The sequence below is a fragment of the Staphylococcus sp. AC872 genome (assembly GCF_979255425.1).
On record NZ_CEEDKW010000003.1, the window covers coordinates 1 to 20,861 of the forward strand.

Consider the following 20,861-nt stretch of genomic DNA (forward strand, 5'->3'; position numbering starts at 1 on the left):
AAATTAATTGTTGTAACTTTCGTTACATTATTGGAATTAACGTTGACATATTGTCATTCAGTTTTCAATGTTCATTTCTTTTACCGACAAGAATTAATTATACGCCTTATCAACTCGAAAGTCAATAACTTTTTATAAATAATTTTTGAAGTGATTTGTGTTGTTTTCGCTTTGTTTCGCTCAACAAATATATACTATACAGACATTCAAAACTTTTAACAACAGTAAAATTTACACTTTCTTAACTACCTAAATCTCTTGGTATCACTAATTTCGTATAATGTGATAAAGACTGTTATAAAAGTTCGGTTTTGAAATAAAAACTCTTTGGTTCTCATCGCAATATACTTCTTCACCCCGCCTATAACCAAACTTTAACTTTTTAATGATTTATTAAAGAAAATTAAAAAACACTGACACATTATGTATCAGTGCTAATTGCTACATTTCGGTTCTACCTGCAATCGCTTTGGATAACGTTACTTCATCTGCATATTCTAAATCTCCACCAACAGATAATCCTTGTGCTAAACGAGTGACTTTAATGCCTATTGGTTTGACGAGACGAGAAATATACATTGCTGTTGATTCACCTTCAAGATTTGGGTTCATTGCGAGTATTAACTCTTTAACTTCATCATTTTTCAAGCGTTCAACCAATGCTGGTATATTAATGTCCTCAGGGCCTATACCATCCATAGGTGATATCGAGCCATGTAGAACATGGTATAAACCTTTAAACTCTCTCATTTTTTCCATTGCAATAACATCTTTATCATCTTCAACGACGCAAATGACCGAGCGATCTCTTTGTTTATCTTCGCAAATATAACAAGGGTCTTTTTCAGTTATATGTCCGCACACACTACAATAGGTAAGTTCACGCTTTACATCTACGAGTGCTTTCGCAAATTGAACGACGTCATCTTCTTTCATATCTAATGTGTGAAATGCCAGACGTTGAGCGGTCTTAGGACCAATGCCTGGCAATTTCATAAAACTATCTATAAGTTTGGATATAGGTTCTGGATAATGCATGTTATCACATTCCAGGGATATTTAAGCCTTGAGTATGTTTACCTAAGCGTTCTTGTGTTAACTTGTCAGCTTTGTTCATCGCTTCATTAGTAGCTGCTAATACTAAGTCTTGTAACATTTCAACGTCATCTGGATCTACTGCATCTTCTTTGATTTGTACATCTATGACTTCTTTATGTCCAGTAACAGTTACAGTAACCATACCGCCACCAGCTGTACCTTCTACACGTTCTTCTTTTAATTTTTCCTGTTCTTGTTCCATTTTCTTTTGCATTTTTTGCATTTGTTTCATCATTTGTTGCATATTTCCGCCACCGCGCATAATCTATTTCCTCCTTGTAATTCCTAGAATTCTTTAAATACTAACTTTGTTTATATTATACATACGAATATTAGCCTTGTCATGTGTAGCTAATCATCTATCATATGTACTGTTTCTTCTCCGAATAAATCTTTTGCCTTTTGTGCCACATCTTCTTGTTCTGGCTCAGTTTCTATTTTTTCCGCTTCATTATGTTGATCATGCTTTCTGTTTTGAAGATATTCTGCTCTTACACGTAACCATTGATCTGAAGGAACACCTACTACTTTGACTGTTTTATTAACGATATTGCAAACTACACTTTCTATATTATTACGCTTTTCATCGTCTTTATTAACGATTTCGCAGTGTATCTCTTCTTCAAATTTCACTAACACATGATCTTCGCTTGCCGCTACTGGTTCTGAATTTTGAAGTAAACTTACTAAAGACTTTTTATCATTGTTTTTAGCATGATCAATGACCTCTTGCCAATGATCTTTGAGTAGTTTGATATCATCTTTATTGGCTTTATCTAGCACTTTAGCAATTTGTTGCATAGAAAATGCATTTTTTGAGCGTTGTTGACTTCTAATTGGTTTTTTCGGTGATTGCGTTTGTCCTGATGTAGCTATACCTTGAGATTTTAATACTTTCAATTCCTGCTCTAATTGTTCCATACGTTGTAATAAAACATCATTGTTAGGTTCTGTAGCAACTTGGGTCGTAGCAACATTTTGCACTGTTTCTGGTTTAGCTTTAATCATTTCAGCTAATTTTACCAACAACACTTCGAAATGAACACTTTGATTCACACTAAAACGTATAGATACTAAAGTATCATTGATAATATCGATCATGCGATATAAGGTGTCCAAGTCAAAATGAAGAAGTGCGTCATATTCAACGTCTTGATTAGACGTTTTATTCATAATTGTATCTCTGACGAAATAAATCATATCATTTATTAAACGATTGACTTCTTTCCCTTCAGTAACAAATTGATGATATCTCGTAAATGATGCCTTGACATCACCTTTAACTACATCTTTAAATAATTCATTTAAAGATGCTTCATCTACGCTACCCGTAACATTTAACGCATCTTGCAATGTTAAATGTTCATCTCCAAAAGCAATAGCTTGGTCCATAATACTTAGCGCATCTCGCATACCACCTTCTGAGGCCTTAGCAATAAATTCTAGTGCCTCATCATCGTAAGGTAATGACTGTGAATCAGCTACGTATTTCAAACGTTCGACAATTTGTTCTAAACTGATAGCTTTAAAATCAAATCTTTGCGCTCTTGAAATAATAGTTGGTGGAATTTTGTGCGGTTCAGTCGTAGCTAATATAAAAATTGCGTGTGCAGGTGGTTCTTCTAATGTTTTTAATAACGCGTTAAAAGCACCTGTCGTTAACATGTGCACTTCATCAATAATATAAACCTTGTATTCAGATTCACTTGGTGCGTATTTAACTTTATCTCTAATATTTCTGATCTCGTCAACACCATTGTTACTCGCAGCATCTATTTCAATCACATCAGAATTAGTACCTTGAGTGATACCTTTACAAATCGCACACTCGTTACATGGTTCTCCATCTGTACTATTTGTACAATTAATAGCTTTAGCAAACACCTTAGCAATACTTGTTTTTCCTGTTCCTCTAGGGCCACTAAATATATAGGCATGGGATTGTTTCCCTTTAGATATCGCATTTCGCAAAGTTTTAGTTACATGTTCTTGTCCAACGACATCATCAAAACTTTGAGGACGATACATACGATATAACGCTTGATAATTCACCTTAGCACCTCCGTTTGCAATTACTCTCTATTATATCATTTGTGCTAGCATGTTCATCAATAAAAATTCTTTAACGCATAATACTTGGATATTTTACTTGTCCAATTGGTTGGTCTGTTAAATTATCCCATAGAAACTTCACTAATAAAGGCTGTGTGACATCTTCATCTTCAGAATATAAATCATATTCATTTGCTAATTGATATCCTAATTGAGTAAAGTACGATGTTTCTCGATCAACTACAATTGTAGTATACCCTTCTGATTTCGCACGTTCTTCAACAGCTTGAACTAGTGCTTTACCTAATCCTTGATTTCTTAATTCCTTTTTTACTGATAATGAAGCAACTGTCAAAGCGGTATATGTTTTCTCTTCTGAAATGACACTGACTTCGACAAGCATGATATGTCCAATCACTTCATTTTGCTCGTTCTTCGCTATAACCTCTAGCTCATAATTATAGTCATCTGACTTTCTAAGTGTTTTAACAAGCGCTTTTTCCTGCCAACTTGCTTCCGGTTGTTCATCATAATTTGCTTCAATACTATTTAATGATTCTTCATAGTCCACTTCTGTTAAGGTACTCAAATAGATTTGCATCTTTACACCACCATATACGTCATTAGCTATTTCGTTTGTTTTTTCGTTATAACTTTATCAAATTATGTCACATTTATCTATTTATATAAAAAAGAGAGCGACTCATCTCATAAGTCGCTCAAATCTATATTCGATATTATTTATCAATTTAAAAACCGTGCACCTTTGTATCGAACGTATATCACAAACGTTACCGAAGTCGTTAGCTAAATCTCGGCTACCCTACGGCACATATGAGAGTCCACTTAATGCTGCTTCCGTCAGGACCTGACATGATTCATGGGTTCATATTGCATAGGACCGAAATCTTCAAACACTACGTGCTTCGGGCAGACTTCACAAAAATACGCCCTCAACAAAGGAATTAAGTCTCGCATAAAGCGGATTTCGAGTACAGGGAACCGCTACCTCCCCACCTAGCACGGTAAGATTTATAATACTATAATTCCTATTATGTTTGCAAGCTTAAAATCTTACAACTATAAATATCTATCATAAATTCGTTCCACTTCAACTTTATTGTAATAAATTTTCGCGACGTCTTGAAAACTCCTTAAATTTAAATTCAGTCGCAAGATGTTTAGATATATTATACTGAAACTGTGTCGTATCCTTTAAATATACTGTACTTCGCACTGTCGCTGTATAAGGAGGGTTTATATCACCAAACATCTCATAGTCTAATTTTGAAAATGGTTCAAAGGTAATAGATTTACTTGAATAACTAATATCTAATGCTAAATCATTTTCTAAATAGTCATATATAGACTTCTTGGCAACGCTAGCAGTAATAGATTTAACCACAGATTTCAAGAAAAAATCTTCATCTAAGATTTTCACCTTGCCTTTAATAGAACGCGTACGAATAACATGAATCAATCTTTCTTCAGCTTTTAATCCTAATGCTAACCTCACTCTTTCATAATCGCCCGCTCTAACTTCTTCATTAACAATAAGTTCGGTTTGGTGTTTCAAACCTAATTGATTTTGTACCTCTTTGAAACTAATCAACTCTGAAAACGGAAATTCAGTGATACCTTGGTATATAACAACAGACCCTTTTCCTCTAATCTTTTGAATCATGCCATCATTCGCTAACAACTCAAGTGCTTTACGAACCGTTTCTCTAGATGTTCCATAAGTAGATACCAATTCATTCTCTGACGGTATTTGATCACCATATTGGTATTGTTCTGATAAAATTTGATTTTTTAACTGTTCATAAATGGAAATGAATTTCTTTTGAGCCATGTTGATATCCTCTTTTTACTTAAAATTACTTCGCCGTTTCAACCACCATTGCACCAAACCCTGATATTTGACGTTGTTCTAACGTACCATTTTGAATAATCACATCACCTGAGACATTTAAATCTTCAGGTAGCATTACAGGTTCTTTAGAAAAATTAGCTATAATCAGCCAAGTTTGGTTGTGATAATGACGACGATATACAAATAATTGTTCGTGTTCCATATACATTGGTTCAATATTACCATAAGTTATTATATCGTGATGATGTCTTAACGAAATCAATGTTTTATATGTGTGTAAAATAGACTCAGAATCTTTCATTGCTTCTTCCACATTAATATGTTGATAGTTTTGAGGAATATTAATCCAAGGTTCACCAGTTGTAAAACCTGCATGATTCGATGCATTCCATTGCATTGGTGTACGGGAATTATCACGTGATTTTTGATCTAATATTTCTAAAATTTCTTGTTCTTTATATCCTTGATTTTTCAAATAATCATAAGCATTTAATGATTCTACATCTCTATATGCGTCTATTGAATTGAAATGAGGGTTAGTCATACCAATTTCTTCCCCTTGATAGATATATGGCGTTCCTTGTAACATGTGTAGCGCAATGGCTAATGTTTTAGAACTTGCTTGACGTAAAGATTCAGTACTATCATCCCCGAATCGTGAAACTACACGTGGTTGATCGTGATTACACCAGAATATCGCATTCCAGCCACCACCTTCATATATACCTAATTGCCAATCCATCAATATTTTTTTTAGCTGTTGGAAATCCATACTACCTTTAGCCCATTTTTCACCGTTAGGATAATCTACCTTTAAGTGATGGAAATTAAATACGCTGCTCAATTCGTTTCTTTCTGGATTAGAATATTTAATACAGTGATCAATGGTAGTAGATGACATTTCACCGACAGTCATCATATGCTTATCACCAAACGTATGTTGGTTCAATTCATGTAGATACTCATGCACTTTTGGTCCATCCGTATAAAACTCTTTTCCGATTTTATCAGAATCCCTAAATTCACCTTTGGAAATAAGATTAATTACATCAAAACGGAAACCGTCCACACCGAAATCAATCCAATAATTGACAATCTGATATAAGGCTTGTCTAACGTCTGGATTATCCCAATTCAAATCTGCTTGAGTAACATCAAATAAGTGCAAATAATATTCATCACTTTTTTCATCATATTGCCATGCATTTCCTCCGAATTTGGATTCCCAATTTGTGGGTGGCCCATCTTCAGAATGTCTAAAGAAATAATAATCTCGGTAAGGACTATCTTTAGATTGAATGGCTTCCTTAAACCATTGATGTTCTGTTGATGTATGGTTAATCACAATATCCATCATTACTTTAATATCTCGTTGGTGTGCTTCTTTCACTAAAATTTTAAAATCTTCTAAAGTACCAAATCGTTCATTAATAGTTAGATAATCACTAATGTCATAACCATTATCGTTCATAGGTGATTCATAAATAGGCGTTAACCATATATAATCTACACCTAAAAATTGCAAATAATCTAATTTCTCAATAATACCTCTTAAATCGCCCTCACCATTACCCGTCGTATCATTAAATGATTTGGGATATATTTGATAAACAACTGATTTTCTCCAGTCTTGTTCACTCATTGTTAAACCACCTTTATGTATTGTATGAAAATAAAAAGCGCTCAGAGGTTTATCAACTTGAACGCTTTACTTTTTTTATGAATTAGATGTGTCGACCATCTTTTTAGCTTTTTGATTACTAAATCTTGAAAATACTATTGTTAATACAGCTGGGACAACTGTCGCTATTAATGTAGCTGGAAGATAAATCCACCAAAATTCACTTTTGATTGAGATAAATGCAGGCCAACCACCTACACCAACACTACCTAATACTTTGTGAGCACCGATGAAAGCACCTAGTACACTTGAAGTCAGAATAGCTGCAACAAATGGATATTTCAATGGCAAGTTCACACCGAATAAAGCTGGTTCAGTTACACCTAACACACCTGAAATACCTGAAGTAAATGCTAGGCCTTCTTCTTTAACCATTTTCTTACGTTTATAGACAATCCATGCACCAAATGCCGCTGAACCTTGACAAATATTTGAAATCGCTAGAATTGGCCATAAATATGTGCCGCCTAAACTACTACCCATTAATTGGAAATCAACAGCTAAGAACATATGATGTAAACCTGTAATTACCAGTGGTGCATATAATAAGCCATATAACGCCCCACCTAACCATCCTGCATGTTCAAATACATAAGTCACACCATTTGTAATGCCTGTACCTAATATTAAAGCAATAGGTCCTATAACTATAAACGCTAGGAAACCAGTAATCAATAATGCTACTGGACCAACGACGAGCATCTTAATAGAATCATGTACAACTTTGTTTAGTGCTTTCTCTAATTGCGCTAATACATATGTTGCTAATAGGACTGGTAAAACTTGTCCTTGATAATTAAGTTGCTTAATTTCTAAGCCGAATATATTCCAAGTTGGTATATGGCCTTTACCTATATCATATTGTGAGACAAGTTGCGGATGCATCAAGATAAGCCCTAAAACCAATCCTAAAATTGGACTTCCTCCAAATACACGCATACTACTCCAACCAATTAATGCAGGTAAGAAAATGAAAGCGGTACTTGCGATGACATTAATAATATTTGAAATATCCGCAATTTGTGGGTACATTTCTATTAATTTTTTAGGTCCAAATAGACCTTCCATGGTTAAAATGTTATTAATCCCCATTAATAACCCAGCTGTTACAATTGCTGGTAAGATTGGTATAAATATATCCCCCAATAATTTAATCAATCTTTGAATTGGATTACCTTTTTTAGCTGCAGCTTGTTTAGCGTCGTCTTTAGAAGCTTCTTCTGCTCCTGTCTCTGCTACAAATTGTTTATAAACTTCATCTACCGTTCCCGGACCAATAACAATTTGATACTGATGATCTGCTTTAAATTGTCCTTTTACTAATGGATTATCGCTTAGCGCATCTTTGTCTACTTTATTATCATCTTTTAATACTAACCGTAGTCTTGTTACACAGTGTGTTGCCGTATCAAGGTTCTCTTTTCCTCCAATTGCATCTACAATGGCTTTTACATCTTGTTTTTTTACAGCCATAGCCATCACTCCTTTGTTTTCTTACTCAGAGTATAACTTGTCTAGACAAGTTATGTAAAGGCTTTCAAGTAAATTGATATAATATTTCAGTTAAAAGACACAAATGAGTCACTTTTCAGTTTGGAACTATCACTTCATTAAGCTTATAGAACTATCAATATTACAGTATTCAACTCCGTCTTAAGGTAGTTATATAAAGAAAGGGATTTTCAAAAGCAAATAAAAAAGGCAAATACTCATTATACAATGAATACTTGCCTTTTATATCTATTAGTCTTGGATTTAAAATTCTAATGGCGGAGGAAGAGGGATTCGAACCCCCGCGGCCCGTTAAGGCCCTGTCGGTTTTCAAGACCGATCCCTTCAGCCGGACTTGGGTATTCCTCCATTGAACACAATAATTATCATATAATAGTGTTCATTAAAAGTCAATTCTTTTTTTACACTAGAATTTCTTGGTTTAAATACGTTTCAACTGCGTCAGCTACGGCTCTTCCTTCTTTAATAGCCCATACAACAAGACTAGGTCCTCTGCGTGCATCTCCAGCAGCAAAAATCTTCGAATGACTCGTTCTAAAGTCTTTGTCATTTGCCACAATTTTATTTCGTTCGGTTTTAATACCAAATGATTGTGGAATGGTGATTTCAGTTCCTACAAAGCCAATGGAAAGTATAACTAAATCCGCTGGCCAAAATCGCTCTGGTCCATCTTCCATCACCGTACCGTCTTCAGTCTCTCTTAATATTTGTGTATACAGGCCCCTCACTTTTCCAGAATCGTCCACATCATATCTCATTGTTTGAACACCGTATGCACGTGGCTCTTTGCCAAATTTCACTTCACATTCTTTATGTGCATAGTCCATTTTGAATACTGGTAAGGCAAGTGGCCATGACGTATTGGTTTCAAAAGTGATTTCTTCAGGAAGTTTCGTAAATTTATTGAACTGCACAATGGATTTACAATTTTCACGCAATGCTGTTGCTACGCAATCTGCACCAGTATCACCTGCACCAATAATAATGACATTCTTATCTTTAGCTGTGATTGTTACTTCGTCAATTTCACCAGTTAGAAACCGTGTTTGCTCTGTTAAATAATCCATTGCAAAATGAATGCCATAACCCATACGTCCCTCTAATGGTAAGTCTCTAGCATTTTGTGAACCGGTACATAAAATAATAGCATCATATGTTGCTTCTAAGTCTTCACGACTGATATCGACGCCAATTTCAATGCCAGTTTTAAACTGAACACCAGCTTCTTTCATTAATTTAATACGACGTCTTACCACATCTTTATCTAATTTCATGTTAGGAATACCATACATCAATAATCCACCAGGTTCTTTAGCTCGTTCATATACTGTGACTTTATAGCCTCTATGATTAAGTTCATCAGCTGCTGTCAACCCAGCTGGACCACTTCCTACGATGGCAACGCTTTTCCCTTTATCCGCTTCAGGATATTTTGGCTTAACCCATCCATTTTCATATGCTTCATCAATAATTGTACGCTCAATACCTTTAATAGCTACAGAATTTCGATTAATTTTCATTACACATGATTGTTCACATGGTGCTGGACATACACGTCCCGTAAATTCCGGAAAATTGTTTGTTTCACTCAGTCTCTCGTAGGCTGCTTTAAAATCGCCTCGATAAACTAAATCGTTCCATTCCGGAATATAGTTACCTATGGGGCATCCTATCGTTTCAAAACCATAGGATAATCCACTTTGACAAAAAGGTGTACCACAGTCCATACATCTCGCCCCTTGAGTAGATGCATCTTCCTTAGTAAAACGTTGTTGAAATGCGTGATGATTTGAAAGACGATCAATCAAAGACAATTCTGATAATGCTTGCTTTTCATATTTCATAAACCCTTTAAATTCGCCCATGATAATCCCTCTTTCTTAATAAACCACTGCTGGTTTTAATGTCTCATCAACACTTGAACTATTATCATAAAATGCCGCTAACATAGCGTCGTCTTTTTTATTGTGTTGACGTAATTGAATATCAATTTTTTGCATCATTAATTTATAATCTTTTGGTATCACTTTGACAACTAGATTTTCAATTTCATCAAAATGTTGCAATATATTTTGTGCTTTTGAGCTATGTGTATATTTCACATGACTTTCAAGCATCTTTTTAATAAATTGCTTTTCTTCGTCATACATAACTTCACTAAATTCCAAAGTATTAAGTGCATGCTGTGTCTTAAATTGATTGATATCACTTGGGAATACATAACTTACGCCACCACTCATGCCTTGACCGAAGTTCTTTCCTACGTCGCCAAGTATTAAAACATGACCACCGGTCATATATTCAAATCCATGATCACCAATACCTTCAACTACCACATCTGCACCACTATTTCTAATACAGAAACGTTCTCCAGCTTTACCATTAATAAAAGCTTTACCTTTTGATGCACCATAGAAGCATACGTTTCCTGCTATGATTTCATTTTCACGTGTTGTATTAGGCGACTGCACAATGACTGTACCACCTGACAAACCTTTACCTACATAGTCATTCGCATCACCATTATGATGTATCGTTAATCCTTTTGGCGCAAAAGCAGCCAAACTTTGACCAGCATGTCCATCGGTATGAACATAAATGGTATCTTCTGGTAAACCTTTTTCCCCATATCGTTTAGCAATCGCACTACCAGTAATCACACCAACATCACGTTGAACGTTCTTAATGGTATAACTTCCTGAAAATACATGACCTGCCTCTATACTTTGCTTGGCATCAGGATATAGATAATTCAAATCAAAACCTTCATCTAAATGATGATTTTGTTCTATTTCTTTAGTATTAGGACCATCCGCTTTGTTGATTAATCGTTCGATGTCAACAGAGGCTGCTTTTGTTCCTGGCTTAATATGAGAGGAACGTTGTAATAAGTCTGTTCGTCCTACTAATTCTTCAACTGTTCGCAATCCTAATGAGGCAAGTATTTCACGTAATTCTTCTGCAATAAAATACATAAAATGTACAACATGTTGTGCTTTTCCTTTAAATAAAGCACGTAAATCTTTGTTTTGAGTTGCAACACCTACTGGACATGTATCATTATGACAAACTCGCATCATGACACATCCCAACACCACTAATGGTGCTGTTGCAAATCCAAACTCTTCCGCTCCAAGCGCACATGCGTACGCTACATCTTTACCAGTGAGCAATTTACCATCTGTTTCTAACTTTACTCGACTTCGTAAATCATTTAATTTCAACGTTTGATGTGTTTCTGCCAAACCTATTTCCCAAGGCACACCCGCATGTTGAATACTAGTTTTAGGTGATGCACCTGTTCCACCGTCATAGCCACTGATGACGATTTTATCTGCAAACGCTTTTGCTACCCCTGATGCAATGGTTCCCACACCTGTTTTTGACACTAATTTAACAGCAATATCTGCTTCTTTATTCGCATTTTTCAAATCATGAATCAATTGTGCTAAGTCTTCGATAGAATATATATCATGATGCGGTGGTGGTGAAATGAGACCGATACCTGGTGTAGATCCTCTTGTTTCGGCAATCCACGGATATACTTTAGAACCCGGCAATTGACCACCCTCACCAGGTTTAGCACCTTGCGCTACTTTAATCTGTATTTCTTTTGCATGTTGTAAATAGTCACTCGTTACACCAAATCTTCCAGAGGCTACTTGTTTAATTGCACTAATTTTATTACTACCATCTTTCTGAGGTTGATAGCGCAAAGGATCTTCTCCTCCTTCACCGCTATTACTTTTACCTCCTAGACTGTTCATTGCTTGCGCCAATGTTTCATGTGCTTCAGCTGATATAGATCCATAACTCATTGCACCTGTGTTAAAACGTTTAACGATTTCAGAAGCAGGCTCAACTTTTGATATATCAATAGGTTTACAAGTCTTAAATTCTAATAAATGACGAATAAAATCTTGTCGCTGTTGGTTAACCGTATCGGAATATTGTTTGAATAATTCATAGTCCTTATCGCGACAAGCATGTTGTAATAAGAAAATAGTCTTAGGATTATAAGCATGATGTTGTCCTTGTTGTCTCCATTGGAAAGTACTACCAGACGCTAAATAATCTGAATGGGATCCTTGTTTCGCTTTATTTTCCTCATCAATTTGTTGAATGCTAATACCAGAAATTTTAGATTGCGTTCCTGAAAAATACTGATCAATAACAGTTTGTGATATCCCAACAGCTTCAAATATTTGTGCACCTTGATAACTTTGAACTGTTGAAATTCCCATTTTAGCCATTACTTTAATAACACCTTCTGATAACACGTTTGTATATGTTTCGACATTAGATGTTACTGTGCCATGTAGTTTGCCATTATTTGTGAGTTGTTCAACCGTTCGTTGAGCTAAATATGGCACGATAGCATTTGCCCCATAACCTAATAAACATGCTACGTGATGTACTTCACGTGTTTCGCCAGATTTTGCTACTAAACTTGTTTCCATACGCAAACCTTCGCGTATCAAACATTGATGAACATGACTCATTGCCAATAGCATTGGCATGGCAAATCCTGATTCAGACGCTAATAAGCTATCGTCTAATACAATAATTTCAGAACCATTTTTGACATGCTGTATTACTTTATCAGATAAACGATTCAAGCTAGCTTCTAAATCATCATGATATATAGTTGAAACATAAGTCGTTTTAAAGATCTCTGTATCAATAGCTTCTAATTGGGCTTCTGTTAATACAGGTTTTTTAAGTTGAACACGATGAAGTACTGTTTTATCAGGTTTCAAAAGATTACCTTCGCCACCTAAATAAGACATTTCACTTGTGACAATTTTTTCTCTGTAAGCATCAATAGGTGGATTAGTAACTTGTGCAAATAACTGCTTAAAATAATTAAATAAGCTTTCAGGTCTATCATTTAAAACTGCAATAGGCGCGTCGTAGCCCATAGCACCAATAGGATCCTTCTTCTGCAATACTAAGTCAACAATATACTTATTCATTTCTTCTTTTGTATACGCAAATTGACGTTGTAGTTTAAATAGAGTCTTAGCATCATATTCATTTGGGCAGTATGTCACATTATCAATATTAGCTTCATATTTTTCTGTTTTTAGCCACTCTGCATATGGATGTTCACTAGCAATTTCATATTTCAATTCATTATTTTCAACGACTTTATTTTTATTAAAATCGACTAATAATAATTTTCCAGGATTTAATTGCCCTTTAAACGCAACCTCTGATTCATCAACATCTATTACGCCAACTTCAGAAGAGAAGACGATAAAATTATCTTTCGTAATAGTATATCTACCTGGACGTAAACCATTACGGTCTGTTAATGCACCAATCTTATCCCCGTTACAAAATGAAATCATTGTAGGCCCATCCCAAGGTTCCATTAAGTAACTATAGAATTCATAAAACGAACGTACATCTTTATTATTCGATTTGTTATAAAGCCATGGCTCTGGTATTAATAGCATTGCAGCTTTCTCCGGTTCCATTGCCAAAGATAAAAACTCTAACGCATTATCAACGATAGATGAATCACTACCATCTTCATCGACAATACGATGTATTTTATGTTGATCTTCACCAAAAAGTGTATGAACTAATTTATTTTGACGTGCACGCATCCAATTAACATTACCTTTAATTGTATTAATCTCGCCATTATGCATAAGTAGGCGATTAGGATGTGCACGTTTCCAACTTGGAAATGTATTAGTACTAAATCTTGAATGTACTAGACCAAGTTTCGATTGATAGGCTTCGTGTGTTAAATCTAAATATAACCCTTTAATTTGATCAGACCGTAGCCATCCTTTATAGACAATCGTTTTGTGAGATAAACTTGTAAAATATAATTCTATCCCTTTTCGTTCAGCGTAATACTCTATTTGTTTTCTAGCTAAATAAAGTTGTTTATTTATATTTTCAGCTTGACGAATATCGATAAACACTTGTTGAATAAAGGGCATAGTATTAGCTACATGTTGTGCTACTGCTTCTTTATTGACAGGTACATCACGATAACCTATGACACCAAGGCCTTCACTTTCAAAATATTGATTCAACACCGCTTCATGTTTACTTCCAATCACACGTTCTTTAGAGAAAAATAGTCCTACTGCATATTCACCTTCATTAGGTAGTGGTAAATCATGCAATTGTTCAAAGAATTTAAAGGGAATTTCAGTCATGATACCTGCACCATCACCAGTCATTCCATCAGCACCGATACCACCTCTATGATCTAATCTACATAACATTTCTAATGATTTTTCAATGACGTCGTGCGATCTAATGTTATCCATATTAGCGTAAAAACCAATACCACAAGCATCATGTTCCTCACGATAATCGTATAATCCCTTTTTTAGCTTCTCATTATACATGATGCACACTCCCTTTTAGAATTTTCTGACAATTAATATATAGTAATCATTAATATAATGTAATTGTTTCATCTGTTCAATATATAAATTAGATGATATTTATCTAAAAATTAGAACAATTGACGAATAAACTGTTATAATAAGTGTTAAAAGTAATGTTAGATAGACATAGAGTAAGCTAAAAGTGAGGATTGAAATGATGGAGATTAAACAACTTAAATATTTTGTAGAAGTAGCAAAACGAGAGCATATTTCTGAAGCTGCATTAGAATTAAATATCGCCCAATCCGCCATAAGTCGTCAAATGACTCAATTAGAAAAGGAATTAAATGTGACCTTGTTTAAAAGGCAAGGTCGGAATATCTTATTAACATCTGAAGGCAAACAACTATTAACTGAAGCCACTAAAATATTGGATCAATTAGACCAAACGGTACAATTATTTCAACATCAACAGACATTAAGTAATCAGAATATCTTTTTATCCTATAGTGATAGTGAAGCCTCTCATAAATTAGGCCGCCTCATTCAAATTTTTGAAGAACAATCAGAGAGTCAAGTTGTCCCTAATTTGAGTCAAGACAATGAAATATTAGATGATGTAATTAAAGGAGAAATAGATATAGGTATCATTGAACTGACTGATGAAATTAAACAACACCCTGAATTAAATATGACAACCTTATTCGAGGAACATTATCATTTATATACGAACAAGAGAGACCCTATCGCCTTAACACTGCAACCCCATTTATCTCAACTGCATTTGCAAAATGTCTTTTGTCTAACAGTGTTACCAAACTCAATTAAAGAAAAATTGCCTACCGACATACGTACGATATCAGATAAACAATTGGCTCAATATCTTTTAAAAAAGGAAAGAGGTGTTTTGATTACACCTCAAAATGTTTCGTTAGATAGTCATTCACATGAGTGGATTAAAATACCTCTTAGCCATACTGATATAAAACGTACAATTTGTGTAATTTCTAAAAAGGAAAATCATAAACCTGATTTACCTGTTGCTTTACATACAATACAAGTATTGTTTAATAAAACATCTACGTACCATTAAATATAAATTCAGTGGTAAACAATTAGGTCAATGATATGAATAACGGTAATTAAAAGGACCGCTTCTGTTTATTTTTGAAATCTAAATTAAATAAGCGTATAATCATTCTATTATTTCACAGAAGAATTGAGGTTTATTGAATGCAATTCAATACTTTTTTCAAAAATAAATTTTATTGGATCCTTATGGCATTTGTCTTCATATTTTTAGGTTTATTTATATTCACTTTTTTTAATGAAAAATGTTATCAAATGCCTATCGGTAAAATAACAGATGTTCAAAGATTGAGCACACAACATGTAACTGACGATCAACATAATAAGGATATCAAATACAAAGACCAACTTACCGTGAAGATTTTAAACGGTAAATTTGAAGGTAAATCAACAACAATTACTAACGAATTTGTTAAATCACAAGCTGATTCAGAACGTTTTACTAAAAACGATAAAGTTCTATTACATATTTCTAAAAAGCCAAGCGACGCTGATATCATTGAGAAAAAACGCGATGTTTTAATCGTTCTTATTACAGGCGTTTTCTTCATCACGATATTAATTGTTGGTAGACAAGTAGGCTTACAATCTATACTTTCACTCGTCTTGAATTCAATCGCAGTTTTAGGCGCTATTTATATTCATAATCAAATGACAAATACGAGTTTATTTGCATTGATGGTGATGGCAATGATTGTTTCAACGACATTGACTCTATTACTTGTTACAGGTTGGCGAATAAGAACATTGATTACCATTGTATCTACACTTGTTGGTACGTTCCTTTGTATAGGTATCGCTGAGTTAGTTATACGCTTCACTCATGGCAATGGTATTAAATATGAAACAATGAGTTTTTTAACCCTACCCCCAAAAGATGTGTTTTTAGCTTCGGTATTAATTGGGTCACTTGGTGCTGTTATGGATGTAGCCATCACTATCGCAAGTGGGATGAACGAAATATTGCAACGAACACCTCAAATTAGCATGAGAAGATGGGCATTAGCAGGTAGACATATCGGCCAAGATATTATGGGGACGATGACAAACATCTTATTATTCTCATATTTATCTGGTAGCTTACCTATGTTTCTCATATATTTAAAAAATGCCAACACCATCACTTATACCATTTCCATGAATTGGTCATTAGAAGTTGCTCGAGCATTGATAGGTGGTATCGGAATTGTTTTAACTATCCCTATCACTATCGGTTTAATGGAATTATGGCTTAAAATGCGAGGTGAAAATCGATGAGTGCAATAACAATATTAGGCATGATATTACTAGTGCTAATGATTATTTTTGGAGGTAAAAAAGGGCTCGTGTCATTTGCGACATTATTTTTAAACTTCATCATTTTAGTCATTAGTATTTTAATGATTATTTTTGGTGTACCGATATATATTACAACTATTATATTCTGTATCGTTGTCGCAGCTTGTAATCTTTTCGTATTAAATGGTTATGATGTTAAAACGCAAGCCGCATTTATAGGAACAGTTATAACAACACTTATATTAATTCTAGCTATATATATTTCGGTGAACGTAGGTCATTTACAAGGCTTCGCGACAGAACAACAAGATGAAACATATGTATACTCAATGAATATCGGTATCGATATGGTTCAATTCATGATATTTACTATTGTTCTTGCTGTTATCGCTGCCGTCATTGATTTAGCTATCACCATCAGTTCACCAATGTATGAATTAAATGATACCAACCCAAATTTAAGTCAACATCAATTATTTCAATCAGGTATGCGTGTAGGTAGAGAAATTCTTGCAACATCTGCAAACACTATATATTTGGCTTATTTCGGTGGTCAATTGACATTATTCTTTTGGTTCTTCAAATTAAATTATTCTTTTGGCCATATTATCAATTCGAAAATCTTTGCCCAAGAATTTATTTCAATTCTATTTGGAGGTATTGCTGTCGCTATTAGCATCCCAATCACAGCTTGGGTCACTGCGTTTTTAATCAAAAGAAAATCAACTGTTCTCAAATAAAATGAAGCAGCATATAGGAAGCATACTACCAACTTCCTACGTGCTGCTTTTTATAATGGATATGACATTACATATACAGGCTTCCCTATCATCGTAGACTTACCTATATGGAGGTATCCAGCTTGTTCATACAAATGGATAGCTCTTGGATTATCGATGTTAACAGTCAATAGAATTTCATTAATATGTGGATATGTATCCTTTATATAAGTACTCAGTTGATGGATGACACGTTTCCCTACACCTTTGCCCCTGTATCGTGCATCAACAGTAAATGATCTAAAGAAAATCGCTTTTGGATTAGTAGAATATGGTGCTGGTCCATCTCCTTCATGTAAAGTGAAGAACGCGACACACTTTCCCCTTTCCATAACAAATGTTGGATGTCTATTTTCATTCGCTTTTGCGGATTCCAAGTTTTCCAACGGTGTTTTTGTATAGCGCGCATCTTCTTCAGATAGTTGTATTGATTGAATAGCTTCCAAAAATTGTGGGTGATATATTTTAATTTCCATATTATCTCCTTTGATTAACCTGATATTTCTTTTATCCAAGTTAAGACAGCCGGTGCAATATATACTGAATCATTTTTATCAAACCATTTAATATCAGTAATTTCATTATCCGTATGTATATTATCCCAATAAATTGGTACGGTTGCTCGATAGCCATTTAACTCTGTTAACATATTTTCTTGAGGATATGCTTTTCCAACGACTGTCCCTATATAAGACAATTCTTCATCTGAAAGTTCTAGCTTTAATTCTTCTTTTAGCTCTCTTTTTAAAGCTTGTAATTGTGTTTCTCCTTCATCAATTTTACCACCCGGGAAATAATACTTTTCACGATGACGTACTTGTACAAGTAATATTTGGTCCTCTGTTTCTTCTACTAAGCAAACACATTTAATCATAACCTAACTCCTTTCGGCAGATACTTCTATAATCAAAATATATTTAGTTTTATGTTATCATAATTTCGCAAAATCTTTATCTACATTATTTTATCTATTTTAGTGTATAATCAATAAAATATGGGTAATCAATATTAATAACTACGTTTGAATTGGGATAAAAATAATACCCAAACGCATTGGAGGTAAAATCATGGCAAAAAAATCAAGCGCAACACGCTTATCAAATTTATTCGGAATCGCAGGATTTATTGTTGATGGCTATAATGGTATTAAATATGATGCTAAAAATAAGCAACTCGTATACCTATCATTGGGCCTAAGTACATTAGGTACATTATTAGATTTTTATGTATCTATTAAATCTCCTTATAAATTCCGTAAATTAGGTGCATTAGTATCATTCGCTATTAATGGAGCACGTTTATTTACAAGCTTTAGAAAAGTTAAAAATGAATACTAAAAATATGATATATAGATAAGATAGTTTTAGTCTGAGTTCTCATGTGAGGATTCAGACTTTTGTTTTTTACTTTTATCCTTAACTTACGATGCTAAAAATCACTGATTATTTCATATAATGTTTTTATTTTAAAAAATGAACTCTTCCGTTCTTCAAAATTTTAAATATCAAAATATTTGTAATTCTTATTCATAGACATTAACATGACAATAATTCAAAGTTATTATGTTTCATATTTCACAAAGTATAAATTAACGAATCGATGCGGTATTACTGAAAGGAGTTTACCAAATGATTTACACGATTACATCTACCTTACCTCCCTCACATGGCGGTAGAACCCAAGCTTTATTAAGAAGAATTAAATTGATAGATGAAGAATTTAATATACCCACTAAAATTTTGACGACAAATTATAATAGAAACTACCCAAATATTTATCAAACATTTTTAGAAGATCATAAAGTCACTAAAAACATAGAATTCGAAAACATTTATGAATGGTTAACAAATTATAAAATTTATGACGTTCCCAAAACAAAAGTCTTTAATAAACCAAAATACAATAAAATACCAAAACGTATTTCTGGGCTTAAAGCTAAAAAGAATACTCAAAATCACGAGATACATTATTATCAAGATAATCAATTAGTGCGTTATAGAAAATATTTCAATAATAATTCAATCGTACATTACGAAGATATCATTTCTCCTGAAACTGGTTTGAAGACAAAACGAAGTGAATATAATTCATATGGCTGTTTGCATAGAATTATTTATTATTTTGAAAATTCTACAAAGAAAAGCCAAGAAATGATGTATTATCCAAATGGTGAAATGTACTGCGAACGTCATTTTAAAGACAATAAAAAAAATAGCGTCAATTTAGTTAAACTTTTAAAAGATGGCAATGTATATCAAACTTTCTCCAATGATAAAGCATTCGCACAATACTATTTCGAACATAAATTCAAAGATGGAGACATTGTTTTCAGTGATGCAAGACTCTTAGACGATCCATTACTGGCACAATCACATCAAACTCGCAATATACTAGTATTGCATAGTTCTCATTTATCTGGTACTCAAATAAAAAAATCTTTCAAATATGCATTTGAACATAAAGAACATGTTGAAAAGTTTATAGTCTTAACTCAACAACAAAAAGTGGATATTCAAGACATGTATCCTATACCAGATAAGCAATTTGCAGTTATTCCTCACTTTATTGAAACCAACAAATCTGTTGATAATGAAAATGTTGAAGATCGTTTTGTATTTATAGGTAGATTCAGCAAAGAAAAACAATTAGATCATCTATTAAAAGCGTATATAGAATTTTTAAAAAGTGGTCATCAGACAAAATTGGCATTATATGGCAGAGATGAAGATAACCAAAAAGCTATGATGCAAGACATTATCGACGCAAATCATTTAAATAATCAAGTTAGCATTCATAAATATACTTCTAGTCCATTAGCCGAATTTAAAAAATCAAAAGCATCATTATTAACAAGTAGCTATGAAGGATTTGGACTCACAATTATGGAAAGTATTTCTATGGGATGTCCTGTTATTTCATATGACGTTAGGTATGGCCCTAATGAAATTATCGATCATGCTAAAAACGGTTACTTAGTTGAAGCAAATAATATTAATCAATTAGCCAACTATATGACTCAAATCATCGAACAACCTCTCACTAATGTTGAAAATAATGAAAAACTATATTACTCAACAGCTGTTAAACATTATAAGCAATTACTCGAAGAGTTAAAGGCAATTTAAAAATATCCTCCTTAC

At 33.7% G+C, this 20,861-nt stretch carries 16 protein-coding genes, 1 tRNA gene and 1 other RNA gene; 5 read left to right on the forward strand and 13 right to left on the reverse strand.

Going from position 1 to position 20,861, the window contains the following annotated elements; translation table 11 throughout:
- Positions 1 to 441: 441 nt before the first annotated feature.
- The 11 genes from recR to gltB form a co-directional block, all read right to left on the reverse strand.
- Entirely contained in the window at positions 442 to 1,038 is a 597-nt protein-coding gene (gene recR, locus ACZ267_RS05780) for a recombination mediator RecR (RefSeq protein WP_002466890.1), read from the reverse strand.
- A 4-nt stretch (positions 1,039 to 1,042) separates the two neighbouring features.
- Positions 1,043 to 1,360 (reverse strand): YbaB/EbfC family nucleoid-associated protein, encoded by a 318-nt coding sequence (locus ACZ267_RS05785; protein ID WP_002466877.1) that lies wholly within the window; start codon positions 1,358 to 1,360, stop codon positions 1,043 to 1,045.
- 89 nt (positions 1,361 to 1,449) lie between these two features.
- Positions 1,450 to 3,150, reverse strand: coding sequence for a DNA polymerase III subunit gamma/tau (gene dnaX / locus ACZ267_RS05790; RefSeq protein WP_002466882.1), 1,701 nt, complete (start codon positions 3,148 to 3,150; stop codon positions 1,450 to 1,452).
- Positions 3,151 to 3,220: 70 nt separating this feature from the next.
- Positions 3,221 to 3,751 (reverse strand): GNAT family N-acetyltransferase, encoded by a 531-nt coding sequence (locus ACZ267_RS05795; RefSeq protein ID WP_002466880.1) that lies wholly within the window; start codon positions 3,749 to 3,751, stop codon positions 3,221 to 3,223.
- 155 nt (positions 3,752 to 3,906) lie between these two features.
- Positions 3,907 to 4,176, reverse strand: an RNA gene (gene ffs / locus ACZ267_RS05800) — signal recognition particle sRNA large type.
- Positions 4,177 to 4,267: 91 nt separating this feature from the next.
- On the reverse strand, positions 4,268 to 5,002 hold the full coding sequence (gene treR, locus ACZ267_RS05805) for a trehalose operon repressor (RefSeq protein WP_015365368.1): 735 nt from the start codon (positions 5,000 to 5,002) through the stop codon (positions 4,268 to 4,270).
- A 25-nt stretch (positions 5,003 to 5,027) separates the two neighbouring features.
- Positions 5,028 to 6,665, reverse strand: a complete 1,638-nt coding sequence (treC, locus tag ACZ267_RS05810) for an alpha,alpha-phosphotrehalase (protein WP_002466878.1) — start codon at positions 6,663 to 6,665, stop codon at positions 5,028 to 5,030.
- Between the two features lie 75 nt (positions 6,666 to 6,740).
- Positions 6,741 to 8,177, reverse strand: coding sequence for a PTS system trehalose-specific EIIBC component (treP, locus tag ACZ267_RS05815; RefSeq protein ID WP_002466879.1), 1,437 nt, complete (start codon positions 8,175 to 8,177; stop codon positions 6,741 to 6,743).
- Positions 8,178 to 8,471: 294 nt separating this feature from the next.
- A tRNA-Ser gene (locus ACZ267_RS05820) sits at positions 8,472 to 8,564 on the reverse strand.
- A 53-nt stretch (positions 8,565 to 8,617) separates the two neighbouring features.
- Positions 8,618 to 10,081, reverse strand: coding sequence for a glutamate synthase subunit beta (locus ACZ267_RS05825; RefSeq protein ID WP_002466873.1), 1,464 nt, complete (start codon positions 10,079 to 10,081; stop codon positions 8,618 to 8,620).
- A 15-nt stretch (positions 10,082 to 10,096) separates the two neighbouring features.
- Positions 10,097 to 14,593, reverse strand: coding sequence for a glutamate synthase large subunit (gene gltB, locus ACZ267_RS05830; RefSeq protein WP_079449199.1), 4,497 nt, complete (start codon positions 14,591 to 14,593; stop codon positions 10,097 to 10,099).
- 199 nt (positions 14,594 to 14,792) lie between these two features.
- Between gltB and gltC the strand changes: the two genes are divergently transcribed.
- The 3 genes from gltC (at position 14,793) to ACZ267_RS05845 (ending at position 17,682) form a co-directional block, all read left to right on the forward strand.
- Positions 14,793 to 15,668: a glutamate biosynthesis transcriptional regulator GltC gene (gene gltC / locus ACZ267_RS05835; protein ID WP_019235840.1), complete on the forward strand. Its 876-nt coding sequence runs from the start codon at positions 14,793 to 14,795 to the stop codon at positions 15,666 to 15,668.
- A gap of 140 nt (positions 15,669 to 15,808) precedes the next feature.
- Positions 15,809 to 16,921 (forward strand): YibE/F family protein, encoded by a 1,113-nt coding sequence (locus ACZ267_RS05840; protein WP_015365370.1) that lies wholly within the window; start codon positions 15,809 to 15,811, stop codon positions 16,919 to 16,921.
- Complete coding sequence (locus ACZ267_RS05845) at positions 16,918 to 17,682, forward strand: YibE/F family protein (RefSeq protein WP_015365371.1); 765 nt, start codon at positions 16,918 to 16,920, stop codon at positions 17,680 to 17,682. The genes ACZ267_RS05840 and ACZ267_RS05845 overlap by 4 nt, the downstream gene beginning before the upstream one ends.
- 50 nt (positions 17,683 to 17,732) lie before the next feature.
- On the opposite strand, the gene ACZ267_RS05850 is transcribed toward ACZ267_RS05845, so the two are convergent.
- Positions 17,733 to 18,197, reverse strand: coding sequence for a GNAT family N-acetyltransferase (locus ACZ267_RS05850; protein ID WP_463680293.1), 465 nt, complete (start codon positions 18,195 to 18,197; stop codon positions 17,733 to 17,735).
- A gap of 14 nt (positions 18,198 to 18,211) precedes the next feature.
- Entirely contained in the window at positions 18,212 to 18,595 is a 384-nt protein-coding gene (locus ACZ267_RS05855; protein ID WP_002466888.1) for an NUDIX domain-containing protein, read from the reverse strand.
- Positions 18,596 to 18,788: 193 nt separating this feature from the next.
- Between ACZ267_RS05855 and ACZ267_RS05860 the strand changes: the two genes are divergently transcribed.
- Together ACZ267_RS05860 and ACZ267_RS05865 are read left to right on the forward strand one after the other, a co-directional pair.
- Positions 18,789 to 19,058: a hypothetical protein gene (locus ACZ267_RS05860; RefSeq protein WP_002451933.1), complete on the forward strand. Its 270-nt coding sequence runs from the start codon at positions 18,789 to 18,791 to the stop codon at positions 19,056 to 19,058.
- A 291-nt stretch (positions 19,059 to 19,349) separates the two neighbouring features.
- On the forward strand, positions 19,350 to 20,846 hold the full coding sequence (locus tag ACZ267_RS05865; protein ID WP_463680294.1) for a glycosyltransferase: 1,497 nt from the start codon (positions 19,350 to 19,352) through the stop codon (positions 20,844 to 20,846).
- The last annotated feature ends 15 nt before the right edge of the window (positions 20,847 to 20,861 follow it).